This window comes from Microbacterium sp. Y356, from assembly GCF_059445355.1.
In genome coordinates this window covers 2,117,242-2,130,497 of record NZ_JCAIUE010000001.1, presented here as the reverse complement: position 1 = coordinate 2,130,497, position 13,256 = coordinate 2,117,242, and the positions used below count along the sequence as shown (strand labels likewise).

Annotated in this window: 12 protein-coding genes; 2 read left to right on the top strand and 10 right to left on the bottom strand. The window is 64.6% G+C overall.

The features are described from left to right. Nucleotides 1-226: 226 nt before the first annotated feature. The 4 genes from AC1C2Q_RS10270 to AC1C2Q_RS10255 are packed head-to-tail and all read right to left on the bottom strand — an operon-like array spanning nt 227 to nt 5,131. Entirely contained in the window at nt 227-1,927 is a 1,701-nt protein-coding gene (locus tag AC1C2Q_RS10270) for a glycoside hydrolase family 13 protein (protein WP_495450005.1), read from the bottom strand. A 47-nt stretch (nt 1,928-1,974) separates the two neighbouring features. Then, entirely contained in the window at nt 1,975-2,853 is an 879-nt protein-coding gene (locus AC1C2Q_RS10265; protein ID WP_495450004.1) for a carbohydrate ABC transporter permease, read from the bottom strand. Beyond that, nucleotides 2,853-3,746 (bottom strand): carbohydrate ABC transporter permease, encoded by an 894-nt coding sequence (locus AC1C2Q_RS10260; RefSeq protein WP_495450569.1) that lies wholly within the window; start codon nt 3,744-3,746, stop codon nt 2,853-2,855. Before AC1C2Q_RS10260 ends, AC1C2Q_RS10265 begins: the two co-directional genes overlap by 1 nt. A gap of 59 nt (nt 3,747-3,805) precedes the next feature. Continuing rightward, nucleotides 3,806-5,131 (bottom strand): ABC transporter substrate-binding protein, encoded by a 1,326-nt coding sequence (locus AC1C2Q_RS10255; RefSeq protein WP_495450003.1) that lies wholly within the window; start codon nt 5,129-5,131, stop codon nt 3,806-3,808. A 101-nt stretch (nt 5,132-5,232) separates the two neighbouring features. On the opposite strand from AC1C2Q_RS10255, the gene AC1C2Q_RS10250 reads away from it, so the two are divergent. Further along, nucleotides 5,233-6,462: an ROK family protein gene (locus AC1C2Q_RS10250; RefSeq protein ID WP_495450002.1), complete on the top strand. Its 1,230-nt coding sequence runs from the start codon at nt 5,233-5,235 to the stop codon at nt 6,460-6,462. 60 nt (nt 6,463-6,522) lie between these two features. Here the strand turns inward: AC1C2Q_RS10250 and AC1C2Q_RS10245 are convergent, their stop codons facing one another. The 4 genes from AC1C2Q_RS10245 to AC1C2Q_RS10230 are packed head-to-tail and all read right to left on the bottom strand — an operon-like array spanning nt 6,523 to nt 11,111. Next, nucleotides 6,523-7,857 carry a dihydrolipoamide acetyltransferase family protein gene (locus AC1C2Q_RS10245; protein WP_495450001.1) on the bottom strand — a complete coding sequence of 445 codons (1,335 nt, stop codon included), beginning with the start codon at nt 7,855-7,857 and terminating at the stop codon, nt 6,523-6,525. A 21-nt stretch (nt 7,858-7,878) separates the two neighbouring features. Beyond that, entirely contained in the window at nt 7,879-8,859 is a 981-nt protein-coding gene (locus AC1C2Q_RS10240) for an alpha-ketoacid dehydrogenase subunit beta (RefSeq protein WP_495430988.1), read from the bottom strand. Beyond that, complete coding sequence (locus tag AC1C2Q_RS10235; protein WP_495450000.1) at nt 8,856-10,001, bottom strand: thiamine pyrophosphate-dependent dehydrogenase E1 component subunit alpha; 1,146 nt, start codon at nt 9,999-10,001, stop codon at nt 8,856-8,858. The genes AC1C2Q_RS10240 and AC1C2Q_RS10235 overlap by 4 nt, the downstream gene beginning before the upstream one ends. A gap of 30 nt (nt 10,002-10,031) precedes the next feature. Next, nucleotides 10,032-11,111 (bottom strand): histidinol-phosphate transaminase, encoded by a 1,080-nt coding sequence (locus AC1C2Q_RS10230; protein WP_495449999.1) that lies wholly within the window; start codon nt 11,109-11,111, stop codon nt 10,032-10,034. 100 nt (nt 11,112-11,211) lie between these two features. Here AC1C2Q_RS10230 and AC1C2Q_RS10225 point away from each other — a divergent pair, with 100 nt between their 5' ends. Further along, complete coding sequence (locus tag AC1C2Q_RS10225) at nt 11,212-11,613, top strand: phage holin family protein (RefSeq protein WP_495430985.1); 402 nt, start codon at nt 11,212-11,214, stop codon at nt 11,611-11,613. 32 nt (nt 11,614-11,645) lie between these two features. On the opposite strand, the gene AC1C2Q_RS10220 is transcribed toward AC1C2Q_RS10225, so the two are convergent. Beyond that, nucleotides 11,646-12,929: a hypothetical protein gene (locus AC1C2Q_RS10220; protein WP_495449998.1), complete on the bottom strand. Its 1,284-nt coding sequence runs from the start codon at nt 12,927-12,929 to the stop codon at nt 11,646-11,648. Beyond that, nucleotides 12,926-13,195 (bottom strand): hypothetical protein, encoded by a 270-nt coding sequence (locus AC1C2Q_RS10215; RefSeq protein WP_495430983.1) that lies wholly within the window; start codon nt 13,193-13,195, stop codon nt 12,926-12,928. The genes AC1C2Q_RS10220 and AC1C2Q_RS10215 overlap by 4 nt, the downstream gene beginning before the upstream one ends. Between the last annotated feature and the right edge of the window lie 61 nt (nt 13,196-13,256).

Genomic DNA, 13,256 nt, shown 5'->3' with positions numbered 1-13,256 from the left:
TAACCATTCTCATAACGTGCCCGAGACGAGTGCTCTCCGCGGCGACGCGGGGGGGGCGACGCGGGGTCACACATGGTCGCTCAACGCGTGCCGGAGCGACCATGTGCGACCCCTGGGCGCGAGACGGAAACGCCGATCTGCCTGGAGGGGTCGCACATGGTCGGTCGCAGAGTGAATTAGCGGCCATATGCGACCCCTCCGTCCGCGAATCGCTTGAATAGCAGTGTCAGCCGACGGACCCGGTCGGTGCGATCCAGACCGTGGTTTCCCCCGGCACGGCATCGTCGACGACGGTTCCGAGCACAACATCCGCGGCGCGTGCCCCAAGCTCGAACGGATCGATCCCGAAGTTCGCCACAACTTCCCAGCCGTTCGGCCGCGCGAAGCGCAGCACGTCAGCCCGGCCCGTCTCGATCCACTCCAGGCTCTCCTCTGTCTGCAGCAAGTGTCGCTGACGCAGCGCCTCACGGTACAGCGAGAGCGTCGACGACGGATCAGCCGCCTCAACCTCAACGGCATACTTGGCGAACCAGACCGGTTGCGGCAGATGCGCACCAGCCGCGCCGAACCCGAAGGAGGGACCGGTTGCCGTCCACGGCAGCGGCACACGGCATCCGTCGCGCCCCAGGCCGTCGAACTCGGCACCGCGGAAGAACGACGGGTCCTGCCGTTGCTCCGCCGAGACTTCCGCGACTTCTTGCAGTCCGAGTTCCTCGCCCTGGTAGAGGTAGGTACTGCCAGGGAGCCCCAGCAGAAGCAGTGTGGCCGCGTGTGCCCGGCGGAGGCCTCGCTCGCGATCGAGCAGATCTTCGGGGCCACCGGCAGCCACCCATTCGGTGCCCTGTTTGACCGGGCGCCCGTCGAGCGGGGGCAATCCGTACCGGGTCGCGTGCCGCGTGACGTCGTGGTTGGAGAGCACCCACGTGGTCGAAGATCCGGTACCGCGCGCCTGCTGCAGGTTGTCCGCGATGATGCGACGGAACTCCTCAGCGTCGAAGTCGGCGACAAGGAGGTCGAAGTTGAACGCTTGACCGAGCCCCTCAGCCGACGCGTACTTCGCGCGACGCTCCGGCGTAGCAACCCATGCCTCGGCGACCGCCGTGCGCGGCGGGTCGTACTCGTTGAAGACTTTCCGCCACTCGGCGTAGATCTCGTGCACGTCGTCGCGGTCGCTCAGCGGATGGCTGCCAGAGGTGCGGTCCATCGCGTCAAGCTCTGCCTGCGAGGGCAGCGGCTCACTGAGGTCCTTCGTGAGCATGTGCGCGACGTCGATTCGGAAGCCGTCGACCCCGCGGTCCGACCAGAAGCGCAGAGTGGTCAGGAAGTCCTCGCGGACTTCCAGGTGATCCCAGTTCAGATCCGGCTGCTCGATGGCGAAGCTGTGGAGGTACCACTGTCCGTCCTCGACGCGCTCCCACGCACCACCACCGAACGCCGCGCCCCAGTCGGTCGGCGGCTCTGCACCGTCGGGGCCGCTGCCCTCCCGGAAGATGTACCGCTCGCGTGCCGCCGACCCCCGGCCGGCCGCCAACGCCTCCTGGAACCATTCGTGCTGGTCGGAGGTGTGGTTGGGAACGATGTCGACGACGACACGGATGCCACGGTCATGCAGCGCTTCGACCATCGCGTCGAAGTCTGCAAGTGTGCCCAGGCGCGGGTCAACGTTGCGGTAGTCGGCGACGTCGTATCCGCCGTCGGCGAGCTCCGATGGGTAGAACGGGCTCAGCCAGACCGCGTCGATCCCAAGATCGGCGAGGTAGTCGACGCGGGACAGGATGCCAGGGATATCGCCGAGCCCATCGCCGTTCGCATCGGCGAAGCTTCGAGGATAGATCTGGTAGACGGCGGCCTGACGCCACCACGCTGCCGTCTTGTCGTCTTCGCGGGTGTCGTCTTCGCGGGTCTCGGTGAGAAGCGCATCAGTCATGAAAAGTGTTACTCCCTCTTTCTTGCGGTGGTCTGTTCAGGTGAGAGTCAGCCCTTGACTGCACCTTGAGTCACGCCCTCCATGACGAAGCGCTGCGTGAAGAGGTACGCCAGGATCGCGGGTGCCATCGCCATCAGATACGAGGCGAACGACACGTTGTAGTTGTTGCTGAACTGCGTCTGGAAGAGATTCTGTCGCACCGGCAGCGTCTGCATCGCCGGATCGGAGATGATGAGCGATGGCATCATGAAGTCGTTCCAGGCGTAGAGGAACGCGAAGATGCCGACGGTCGCGCTCATCGGGGCGAGCAGCGGGAAGATCAGTTGCCAGAACGTCTGCCACGTCGTCGCGCCGTCGATGCGTGCGCTCTCTTCGAGTTCGATCGGGATCGACCGCAGGAAAGCAGTGAACAGCAGCACGCTGAAGCTGAGCTGGAACATCGTCGCGAGGATGATCACGCCATAGGGGTTGTCCAGCCCGACGCGTCCAGTGAGCTGGATCTGCGGCAGCGCGACTACCGGGAACGGAATGAACATCGCCGCGAGCAGGTAGAAGAACGAGTAGCGAAATAGCCGGCGATCCCAGTTGCGCACGATCGCGTAGGACGCGAAGGCTGCAAGCAGGATCGTCGCGATCACAGTGCCGGCGGTGACCAACAGCGAGACGCCTGCGCCGACGGGGAACTTCGTGAGGTTCCACGCCTCGATGAACCCGTCGATGCTGAACGGCGCGGGGAGGGAGAAGGCGTTGCCGTCGACCGCCTGGCCTGTGGTCTTGAACGCCATCGAGATCGTCACGTACAGCGGCAGGAGCACGGTGACAGCGCACAGGATCAGAATGATCGTGCCCGACCAGCTCACCCGCTCCATTCGCATGCGCGGCTTCTTGCCCGAAGTGGGGATCGTGGTGAGTGTCTGCGTTGACATCAGAGAGCATTCCTTCCGCGGGTCAGCGAGAGCTGAAGGAGGGAGATGAGCACGGCGACGATGAAGAAGATCGTCGCGTTGGCCATCTGGTAGGCGTAGTCGCCGCTGTTGAAGCCCGCAATGATCGTCATCGCGACGCTGCGTGTCGAGGTTCCAGGGCCGCCGTTGGTGAGGCCGACGATGATGTCGTAGGCGTTCAGGAAGCCCTTGAATCCGAGGATGATGTTGATCACGACGTAGCCTGCGACGAGCGGGATCGTGATGCGTGTGAGCTGTTGAGGCTTGCTCGCGCCGTCGATGCTCGCCGCCTCGTAGACCTCGCCCGGCACCGAGAGTAGACCTGCGATGTAGATCAGCAAGGCGCCGGGAATGGCCTGCCATGCGGTCACGATCACGATCGCCACCCAGGCGAGATCAGGGTTGGCCAGCAGGCTCGTAGCGAGCCAGGGGATGCCGGCGGCCGCGCCAGCTTCAGGGATCGAGTTGGAGAAGAGGAAGTTGAAGACGTAGGCAATGATGATGCCCGAGATGACCATCGGGATCACGAAGATCGTGCGCAGCGCCGTCTTGAAGCGGATGCGTGAAGTGAGACCGACCGCGAGCAGGAAGGCGATCACGTTGACCACGATGACCGTGGCGAGCGAGAACCCGAACGTGAATAGGTAGCTCTGCAGGATCGACGGATCGCTGAACATCGCGATGTAGTTGGTCAGCCCGTTGAAGCTCCACTCGCCGATACCGATCGAGTCGGTGAAGCTGAAGAAGATTCCCATGGCAGCGGGAAGCGTGATGGCGAGGGTGAAAAGTACGAGCGTTGGAAGCAGGAAGAGGTAGTAGATCGGCTCGACCCGGCGCGTGTGGCGCCGGAGCTTGCGTCCCTTTCCGGTGACGATCGAGGTCGTGTCCGTCGTCGGACTGTTCGGCCGCGTAGTGTTCGCGGCTGCGGTGGTGCTCACGGTGCGGACTCCTCTGTCTCGCCGGCTGCCGCATCGCCTGTGGTGGGGATCGGCGCGCGGAAGGCGATGCGAGCCCAATCCGCGTCCATGGTGCGCAGCGTCGAGGTGGTCGGGGCTCCCAGCACCATCGCCTGTGCATAGCTCATCACCGGGATCGTCTTGGGCACGAGCACCGAGGGCCCTTGGTAGATCTGCCCATCCTCGTAGTAATCGATCATTCCCTCGACGCGTGGATCATCGGGCGCCGGGGCATCCTTGGTCGGTGTGAAGCCGAGCTGCGACGCGTTGTACTCCTCGATGTTCTCGGGCAGGTACAGATACTCGAGGAAGTCGCGCGCCGCCTCCTGGTGCCGCGACCCCTCGGGGATCATGGCGCCGAGGTCCATATTCACGCGCACACCGAGGTCGGCCGGGTCGTCGGTCATGGGCAGCGGGAAGGTGCCTAGCTGAAGGTCCGGTGCAGTCTTGGCGATCTCACTGAACGCCCACGGCCCCTGCATATACATCGCTGCCTCTCCCTTGGCGAAGGCGAGGTTGCCATCGCCGTAGCCTCGGCTCGCCGCATCCTCATTCGTGTAGTCGTCCGCGAGCTGCATCATCTGCTCCATGGGCTCGGCGAAGTCCTTCTCGAACGAGACATCGGAGTCGGGGCCGACCGCTGCGCCTTCAACGGCCATGGCGTCGAAGAAGTCGATCGTGTCAACGGAGCCGCCGATCGTGTAGTCATACCAGCCCTGCCCGACGGTCCAGTCGTCCTTGAACGTCGCGTAGAAGGGATCGATTCCGGCTTCTTTCAACTGCTCGCACACGGCGATCAACTCGTCCCAGGTCTGCGGCACCTCCAACCCCTGGGCCTGGAAAATCTCCTTGTTATAGATCACGGAGGCCGCCATCACCGAGTAGGGCAGAGCGCTCGTGCGACCCTCGCAAGATCCGTACTGCTCCATGAGCGGCTGCAGATCGTCCCGGATGCTGGCTGCCGCATCCGTCTCGGAGAGATCGATGAGAGCGCAGCGCTGCACGAAGCGGGCGATCTCGTAGTTGTAGTTGCCGAGGATGAGGTCGGGCGGGTTGCCGCGCACGAAGCTGGCGGAGATGACATCGGGACCCGAGGTGTCGATCTCCACCCGTACGTCGTCCTGCGACGAGTTGTACTCGGCGACGAGATCGGTCATGAAAGGGATCGCCTCGCGCTTGTTGAACGTGAAGCGAATCGTCTCCGCTCCGGAGCCGGCCGCGCAGCTGGTGAGGGCCGCCCCGACCATCGCGAGACCGAGACCTCCGGCCAGCATCCGCAACGCGCGTGTTCGTTTGTCAGACACCGTTGTCCTTCCCGATCCGATAGATCCGCACATTAAATCTAGTGAGCAAATTTACTGTCGAGAGGTACTCTCTCATTAGAACGACGGGAAGGTCAAGGGGTATGACGGAAGTGTCGACGGATCTCGGAACCGGACGCGCGAGCGTCGGGGCCATCCTTGACTTCGCGTGGGAGGCAGGGCAGTTCACCGCCACAGACGCCATGGCCGCCACGTCACTCACACGATCCACCGCCATCGACGCAATCGACACTTTGCTCGGCGCCGAGGTGCTTCGCGAACTTCCCAATGCGCGGGCGACCGGCAACTACCGTTCCGGTCGCCCAGCCCGACGTTTCGCCCTCTCCACCGATCTCGGCGTCATCGTCGGCATCGACGCGGGTGACACCCACATCGCCGTGACCGTCGCCGATCCACTCGACCGCACGCTCGTGCACCACCGAGTCGAGGTGGCTCCAACCCAGTCGGCTGACGAGCGTCGGTCAACCATCATCGACCAACTGCGCTCTGCGCTCGAAGAGGCCGGCACTCCCCGAGATCACGTGCTTGCGCTCTGCGTAGGAGTCGCCGCTCCCGTGAATCGCGACGGCATCTCACCGCCGCACCCAGACGGCTTCTGGGAGCGCACGAATCCCGGCCTCGCGGAAGCACTGCGGGACTGGGCGCCCGTCGTGGAGATCAAGAACGACGCCCAGCTCGCCGCAATTGCCGAGGGCGCGGTCGGCGCTGCGATCGGATGCCGCGACTATGTCGCCCTGCTTGCCAGCGAGCGCTTCGGCGGTGGAGTGGTCGTCGACGGACATGTGTTGCACGGTGCGCACGGCGGCGTCGGCGAGGGTGTCGTGTTCGATCACATCGTGGGCGTCGGCTCCGCCTTCGGGCTCCGATACTCCGTGCAGGATCAGGCCCGCGCTGCGGTCGAGGCCGGCGAGATCGCGCTCGACAGTGCAGTGGGACGATTGGTCGACAGGGATCACATCGATGCGCGTCTGGTTCTGACCCTCGCTGCCTCAGGAGACGCGGATGCGGTGCTCGTCACTAACCGTGTAGGCGCGACCGTCGCCCGAGTCGTCGGAGTACTCGGCAGCATGTATGACCCGTCACGCGTGATCGTGTGCGGGGCGGTCGCCGAGAGCATCGAACCTGTGCTCGCCGCGGCCCGGCGCATCCTCCCCGACGAGCTGCACCTGCCGGCGCCCCAGATCGTCGCCTCGACTCTGGGCGCTGAAGTCGTGTCGGCTGGAGCCATCGCGACCGCTCGACGCGCAGCCCGCGAGCGGACGGTGCCCCGACTCGCGGAGAAGCGGCTCAGCGCGCCCGCATCCCCCTTATGAAGCCGACGCTGGCATTCCAGCGCGACGATCACAGTCGCGCGGATCACCGCTGGCGCGGCGTCAGTCGACGAGCAGTGCCGGTTCTTCGAGGATGCTGGCCACGTCGGCGATGAAACGGCTCATGCCGTCGCCGTCGATCACACGGTGGTCGAACGAGCCGGCAACGGTGGTGACGAAGCGCGGGCGCACCTCACCGTCGACGACCCACGGCTTCTGACTGATGGTGCCCATCGCCACGATGCCTGCTTCGCCGGGGTTGATGATCGGGGTTCCGGCATCCATACCGAAGACGCCGATGTTCGTGATCGTGATCGTGCCGCCCTGCTGATCGATCGGCGGAGTCTTACCCTCGCGCGCGGTCAGCGTGAGCCGGTTGAGGGCGCGGGCGAGGTCCTTCATGCTGAGGTCCTGGGCGTCCTTGATGTTCGGCACCAGAAGCCCGCGCGGCGTCGCCGCCGCGATGCCGAGGTTGACGTAGTGGCGCACCGAGATCTCGGCGCCGTCCTCGGTCTCAACCCAGGCGGCGTTGACCATCGGGTTGCGGCGCACAGCCCAGATAACGGCACGGGCCACGATCAGCAACGGCGAGACCTTGATGTCGGTGTAGTCCGGGGAAGACTTGAGCCGCTTAACCAGCTCCATCGTGCGAGTCGCGTCGACTTCTTTCCACACCGTGACGTGCGGTGCACTGTAGGCGCTCTGCACCATGGCAGAGGCGCTGACCTTGCGGACGCCCTTGACCGGAATCGACTCCGTTCGCGAAGGGTCAGAAGCCGGCGTAGGAGTCACACCGCGAGCAAGACCGACGGGCGCGCTCTTCGGCGCGGGAACGGTCTCCTCACGCACAGTGCTCCACTCCGGAGTCTCGATGTTGCGGAAGACGCTGGCCTGCGAGGCGTGCCCTACGACATCGTCGCGTGTAACCTCCCCGTCGGCACCGGTCGGGGTGACAGCCGACAGGTCGACGCCCAGGTCGCGTGCGAGCTTGCGAATCGGCGGCTTCGCAATCACGCCGACCGATGAGCGCACCGAGCGCACCGCTGGGCGCGTGCGCCGCGAGGTCGCGCCCGCTCCCGTTCCGTAGCCGACCAGCACCGCACCTCCGGCCTCCTCAGCGGCCGGGGCAGCGGGCGTCGCAGACTCAGCTGTCGCAGCATCCGACACGAAGCTGATGATCGGCGCGCCGACCTCGACCGTGGTCCCCTCGCTCACGAGCAGCTCACCGACAACGCCGGCGTACGGCGAGGGCAACTCGACGAGCGACTTGGCGGTCTCGATCTCGACGATCACGTCATTGATCGCAACCGCATCGCCAGGCGCGACCTTCCAGGTGACGATCTCAGCTTCGGTCAGGCCCTCGCCGACGTCCGGGAGAGTGAAGTTCTGCGTGCTCATTGCGAGTCCTTTCGAAACGACTCAGTACGCCATCGACCTGTCGACGGCCTCGAGGATGCGGTCGGCATCCGGAAGGAAGGTGCCTTCCAGCTTGGCGGGCGGGAACGGAGCGTCGTAGCCCGACACCCGCAGCACGGGCGCCTCCAGGGCGTAGAACGCGCGCTCCATCACGGTCGCGGCGATTTCGCTGCCGAGACTGTTGAAGCCAGGGGCTTCTTGGGCATAGATCATGCGGCCGGTCTTGCGGGCCGAATCGAGGATCGGGCCGTAGTCGACCGGTGACAGCGAGCGTACGTCGACGACCTCGCAACTCGTACCCTCACCCTCGGCGAGCGCGGCCGCCTGCAGCAACACCGTGACCATTGCGCCGTGGCCGACCAGTGTCACGTCGGTGCCGGAGCGCACCACTCGCGATGCATGCAGGGCCGCCGTGGACTGTTCGAGCTCAACCTCGCCCTTGTGCCAGTAGCGACTCTTCGGCTCGAGGAAGATGATCGGGTCGTTTGAGCGGATCGCCTCCTGGATCATCCAGTAAGCATCGTTCGGGGTTGACGGCGACACCACACGGAGGCCGGGGGTGTGCGCGAAGTATGTCTCCGGGCTTTCCTGGTGATGCTCAACTGCGCCAATGTGTCCGCCGTAGGGAATGCGGATCACGATCGGCATAGAAATCGTGCCCTCGTGCCGGTTGGTCAGCTTCGCCAGTTGCGTGGTGATCTGGTCGAACGCCGGGAACACGAACCCGTCGAACTGAATCTCGCAGATCGGGCGGAAGCCGGCCATCGCCAGGCCGATCGCGGTGCCGACGATGCCTGATTCCGCAAGCGGAGTGTCGAGGACGCGGTTCTCACCGAAGTCCCGCTGCAGGTGCTCGGTGATGCGGAAAACCCCGCCGAGCTTGCCAATATCCTCGCCCATGAGCAGGACGCGCGGGTCGTCTTCCATGGCCTTGCGCAGGCCAGCGTTGAGTGCCTTGCTGAATGGCATGGTCTCGAGCGTCATGCGTGGGCGCCTCCGTTCTGCGTCGGCTGCTCAAAAGACGCCTCGTACTGTTCGCGCCACGCGCGCTGCTCATCCATCAGCGGATGCTGCTCGCTGTAGACGTGGTCGAAGATCAGGTTTGCCGGCGGCGATTCGAGGGCCAGAGTGCGAACGCGGAGGTCTTCCGCCGCATCGGATGCCTCGGTACTCACTTCCTCGAAGAAAGAGTCACTCGCCCCCTTGCCCTCAAGGAAGGCGCGCATGCGCGTGATCGGGTCGCGCTTCGCCCACGACTGCTCTTCATCGCTGGTGCGATATTTGGTTGGATCGTCGCTCGTGGTGTGCGCACCGAGGCGGTAGGTCTCGGCCTCGATCGCCCGTGGGCCCTTCCCGGCGCGCGCCTCATCGAGAGCGACGCGGGAGACGGCATAGCTCGCGAGCACATCATTGCCATCGACATGGATGCTCTCGATGCCGTAGCCGGCACTGCGCTTCACGAACGGCACCCGCGTTTGCGTAGCCACCGGAACCGAGATCGCCCACTGGTTGTTCTGCAGGAAGAACACCGTCGGGGCTTGGTAGCTGGCGGCGAAAACCATCGCCTCGTGGATGTCACCCTGACTGGAAGCGCCATCCCCGTAATAGACGACCACCGCCTCATCACGCTCAGGGTCGCCGGTGCCGGTCTTGCCGTCGAAGTTGAGGCCCATGGCGTAGCCCGTAGCGTGCAGGGCATGCGAGCCGAGCACCAGCGTGTACAGCCGCGTGTTGCCGTTCTTGGGATCCGTCGGATCCCATCCGCCGTGCGAAATGCCGCGCATCAGCTTGATGATGCCGATGGTGTCGACGCCGCGGATGCGGGTGACGACATGCTCGCGATAGGAGGGGAACAGGGTGTCCTGCTCGCGAGCGGCGCGGGCAGACCCCACCTGGGCTGCCTCCTGGCCACGACTCGGCGGCCACAGTGCCAACTGTCCTTGGCGCTGCAGGTTGGTGGCTTGATCGTCGATGGCGCGGATGACGACCATGTCGCGATAGAACTGCTCAAGCTCTGCGTCGCTGATCGCATCGATCAACGGCAGGTACTGTTCGGCGGCAGGACTGGGCGCAAAACGGCCGTCCGCTTCCAGGACGCGGACGATATCGGTCTCTGACGAGGTCACCGTTCCACGCTAGTCGAGCATCTCCGCAGATTACTGGAGACGCTCCACAACGGATTGAGCAACCTGTAGGACCTTCTCCACGGATTCATGCTCCCCGACGGATATACGGATGCCGTCCCCCGAGAACGGCCGAACGATGATGTCGGCTTCGATGAAGGCTGCGGCGATCTCGTCTGTGCGTTCGCCCGCGGGCAGCCACACGAAGTTCGACTGGCTGTCAGGCACAGCCCAACCCTGCGCACGGAGGGCTGCCACCAGCGTCGTGCGTCGTTCGACTACTACTGCCACACGCTGCATGAGCTCGGCTTCGGCATCAAGGCTCGCGATCGCGGCGATCTCTGCGGCCGAGGTGACGGACAGCGGGATGCCGGTGGCCCTGGCCGCGTCGAGCACCTTCGCGTTACCGATCGCGTAGCCGACTCGAAGGCCGGCCAATCCGTATGCCTTGGAGAAGGTGCGCAGCACGACCACGTTCGGGTGCTTCTCGTATACGCGCTCGGCGAGGCCGTCGACGGCGTCATCAGCAGTCACGAACTCGGTATATGCCTCATCGAGAATGATGAGCACATCGGCGGGAACGCGGTTCACGAACGCCTCGAACTCCACGCTCGTGATGATCGGGCCGGTGGGGTTGTTCGGCGTGCAGAGCAGGATGGTGCGGGTGTTTTCGGTGACCGCATCCGCCATCGCGTCCAAATCGTGCCGCGCGTCAGCCGTCAGCGGAATCGGGATGCCGGTGGCGCCAGCGACGAGCGGCAACCCGGGGTAGGCCTCGAAGGAGCGCCAGGCGTAGATGACCTCATCGCCGACGGATGCGGCGGCCTGCACCAGTTGGTAGAGGATCGCGACGCTGCCGCTCGCGACATGCACCTGATCGGTGTCAACGCCGTAGCGGGCTCCGAGGCGTTCGCGCAGCCGGGCGGCCGTGGCATCCGGATAGCGGTTTATGGGGGTGGTGTGCGCGAGCGCTTCCAGGACGGACGGCAACGGATCGAAGGGGTTCTCGTTGCTGGAGAGCTTGAACGCGTCTGGCCCCGCCTGGCGGCCCTGCTTGTACGGCGCGAGCGCCGCGATCTCAGGACGGATGCGGGGAAGGATGGGCTCGGTCACGAGGATGAGTCTACGAGCGAGCGGCGGTTCGGACAGTGTTCTCCGCAATCATGCGGGTGTCGGTGACATCCGGCGCCCGTCATGCGAGACTGAATTCACCATGCGCTTTATTATTCGTGTCGTCGTCAACGCCTTCGCCCTGTGGGTGGTGACGCTGATTACCGTTCTGCAAGTGTCCGTCACTGCCTTCGCACCCGGCGAGACGCTGCAGTTGGTGTTGACCTTCCTGGCTGTCGGCGCGATCTTCGCCCTCGTGAACACGATCATCGGCACCATTGTGAAGATCGTCGCGTTCCCGCTGTACATCCTCACTCTCGGACTCATCGGCCTGATCATCAACGGGTTCCTGCTGTGGCTGACCGCGGTGATCACCTCGGGGTTCGGATGGGGCCTGACCGTTGGCGACTTCTGGTGGGGCGTGGTCGCGGCGATCATCATCTCGATCATCAACGCCGTCTTCGGAGCGATCCTTCGCCCACAGAAGAGGAAGCGCCGCGACTGACAGCGGTGCGCGACTGACCCCGGGGCATACGGTCAATCCCGTTCTGCCTCATACTCGGTCGCCTCGATCAGCACGGCCTCATTGAGCTCGCGCCAGTTCACCTCGATCGCGTGCAGCCGCACGTCGCCCGATGCGTCGACCATCTCTGCCGTCTCGATGTAGGTATCGAGATAGTGCGTCTTGATGAGCAGGTCGTGCAGGCGGTAGTCCGGGTCTCCCACACGACTGGCGACGAAGCTGTCCGGCGATCCACTCCCGCCTGGCGCACCGCCGCCGGCGAGTGAGCTGACGATGTCGTCGGTGTGACGCAGTTCGATCAGCAGTTGGTCATCATTCAGAGTCGGATGCACCGGACTGCCCGCGGTCACCTGCACCTTCACATCGAAATCACTCTCTGATGCCAGGTAGGCAGCATTGATGGCTGCCTGTGAGTGCGCGTAGACGTCTACCCGATCTCCCGGCCGTGCACCGGCGGCCTCCAGCACGTCGAGAGTCGCCTGATATGACGCTGACTCCTGCCCGATGTACAGCTCGAGATTCGACTTCATGTCCAGTGGGTTTCCCAATCCGTACCAGGGCGAACCGGTGCCCTTCGCGTAGAGCACGAATCGATGCGAGCCGTCGGGCATCGTGTAGTTCTCGACCTTGAACTGCGCTCCCTTTACCTCGGGGAACCTTCGGAAGGCTTCGGCCAGGCTCGTCGGCGGCGCAATCGGAGAGCTGGTCTTCACCGGCTTCACCGATACCGCACCGCCATCTCCGGAGAGAGTCGCACCCGGACGAATGGCGCCGAACCGTTGCGTGCCGATACCCGCGGCGAGAAGGAACAGCCACGAGACGTCGAAAGCACCGGGAATTTGAAGTTGCTGCTCAGCCAAACCCTCAAACCTGCCCGCCTTCCAACCTGCGAGGAGCCAGGTCTCCATCTCGGTGACGCGAGGATCGGATGCCTCAAGTTCAGCGATCCGCGCGAAGAGTGCATCGGCTTCCGCCCCGTCAGCAATGGCCAGCGCCGCCAGCTCTGCCCTGGTCTCGACCAGCTCGTAGACATCGGCCATCAGCAGCGTGTTCTGAGCCGCGCTCTGACACTCCTCGCCCATCGCGGCAGCCCGGTCGCCGCTGGCCCACAGTGCTCCCATGTCGACGCGACCGACGATCCCCGGCGCCGCCAAGACATGACCATGAGCCCGTCGAATCGCGGCGCTCGCTACCGCGAACGCAGGAGCAATCGCGAGTAACGCGCTCGCTACCGATCGCAGCGCTTGGGGATCAACCGCGATCGCGCCGCCATGGTTGATGTCGACAGATCCGCTCATGGCGTCGGCCTCGACTGAATCTCCCAGTGCCGAGTACCCAACTCGCCGATCTCGATGGCCGTGCGGGTCTTCAGGGCGACGATGAGCTCGTGCAGCGCACGCACGCCATATGCCTGCCATTCGCTCTCGTAGATGAGCGGAGTCAGCGCGGCTCCGGCATCTTCAAGAGCACCGATTGCGTCCTCGACCGCGGTATACGCCCGTACCCACTCCAAGCCGGCTCCCGTGAGTTGGCCCATTGGGGCCGACATCTCGAATTTGAACATGCACCAAGGATGCCCGGCACGCGTTGCATGCAGGATACTGAAACCCGCGAACCGTGCAGAG

What these genes read in the sequence shown, in the direction of transcription:
- AC1C2Q_RS10225 (WP_495430985.1), top strand. Translation starts at nt 11,212, where the DNA reads ATGCGCTTTATTATTCGTGTCGTCGTCAACGCCTTCGCCCTGTGGGTG.
- AC1C2Q_RS10250 (WP_495450002.1), top strand. Translation starts at nt 5,233, where the DNA reads ATGACGGAAGTGTCGACGGATCTCGGAACCGGACGCGCGAGCGTCGGG.
- AC1C2Q_RS10240 (WP_495430988.1), bottom strand. Translation starts at nt 8,859, where the DNA reads ATGACGCTCGAGACCATGCCATTCAGCAAGGCACTCAACGCTGGCCTG.
- AC1C2Q_RS10245 (WP_495450001.1), bottom strand. Translation starts at nt 7,857, where the DNA reads ATGAGCACGCAGAACTTCACTCTCCCGGACGTCGGCGAGGGCCTGACC.
- AC1C2Q_RS10215 (WP_495430983.1), bottom strand. Translation starts at nt 13,195, where the DNA reads ATGTTCAAATTCGAGATGTCGGCCCCAATGGGCCAACTCACGGGAGCC.
- AC1C2Q_RS10265 (WP_495450004.1), bottom strand. Translation starts at nt 2,853, where the DNA reads ATGTCAACGCAGACACTCACCACGATCCCCACTTCGGGCAAGAAGCCG.
- AC1C2Q_RS10220 (WP_495449998.1), bottom strand. Translation starts at nt 12,929, where the DNA reads ATGAGCGGATCTGTCGACATCAACCATGGCGGCGCGATCGCGGTTGAT.
- AC1C2Q_RS10270 (WP_495450005.1), bottom strand. Translation starts at nt 1,927, where the DNA reads ATGACTGATGCGCTTCTCACCGAGACCCGCGAAGACGACACCCGCGAA.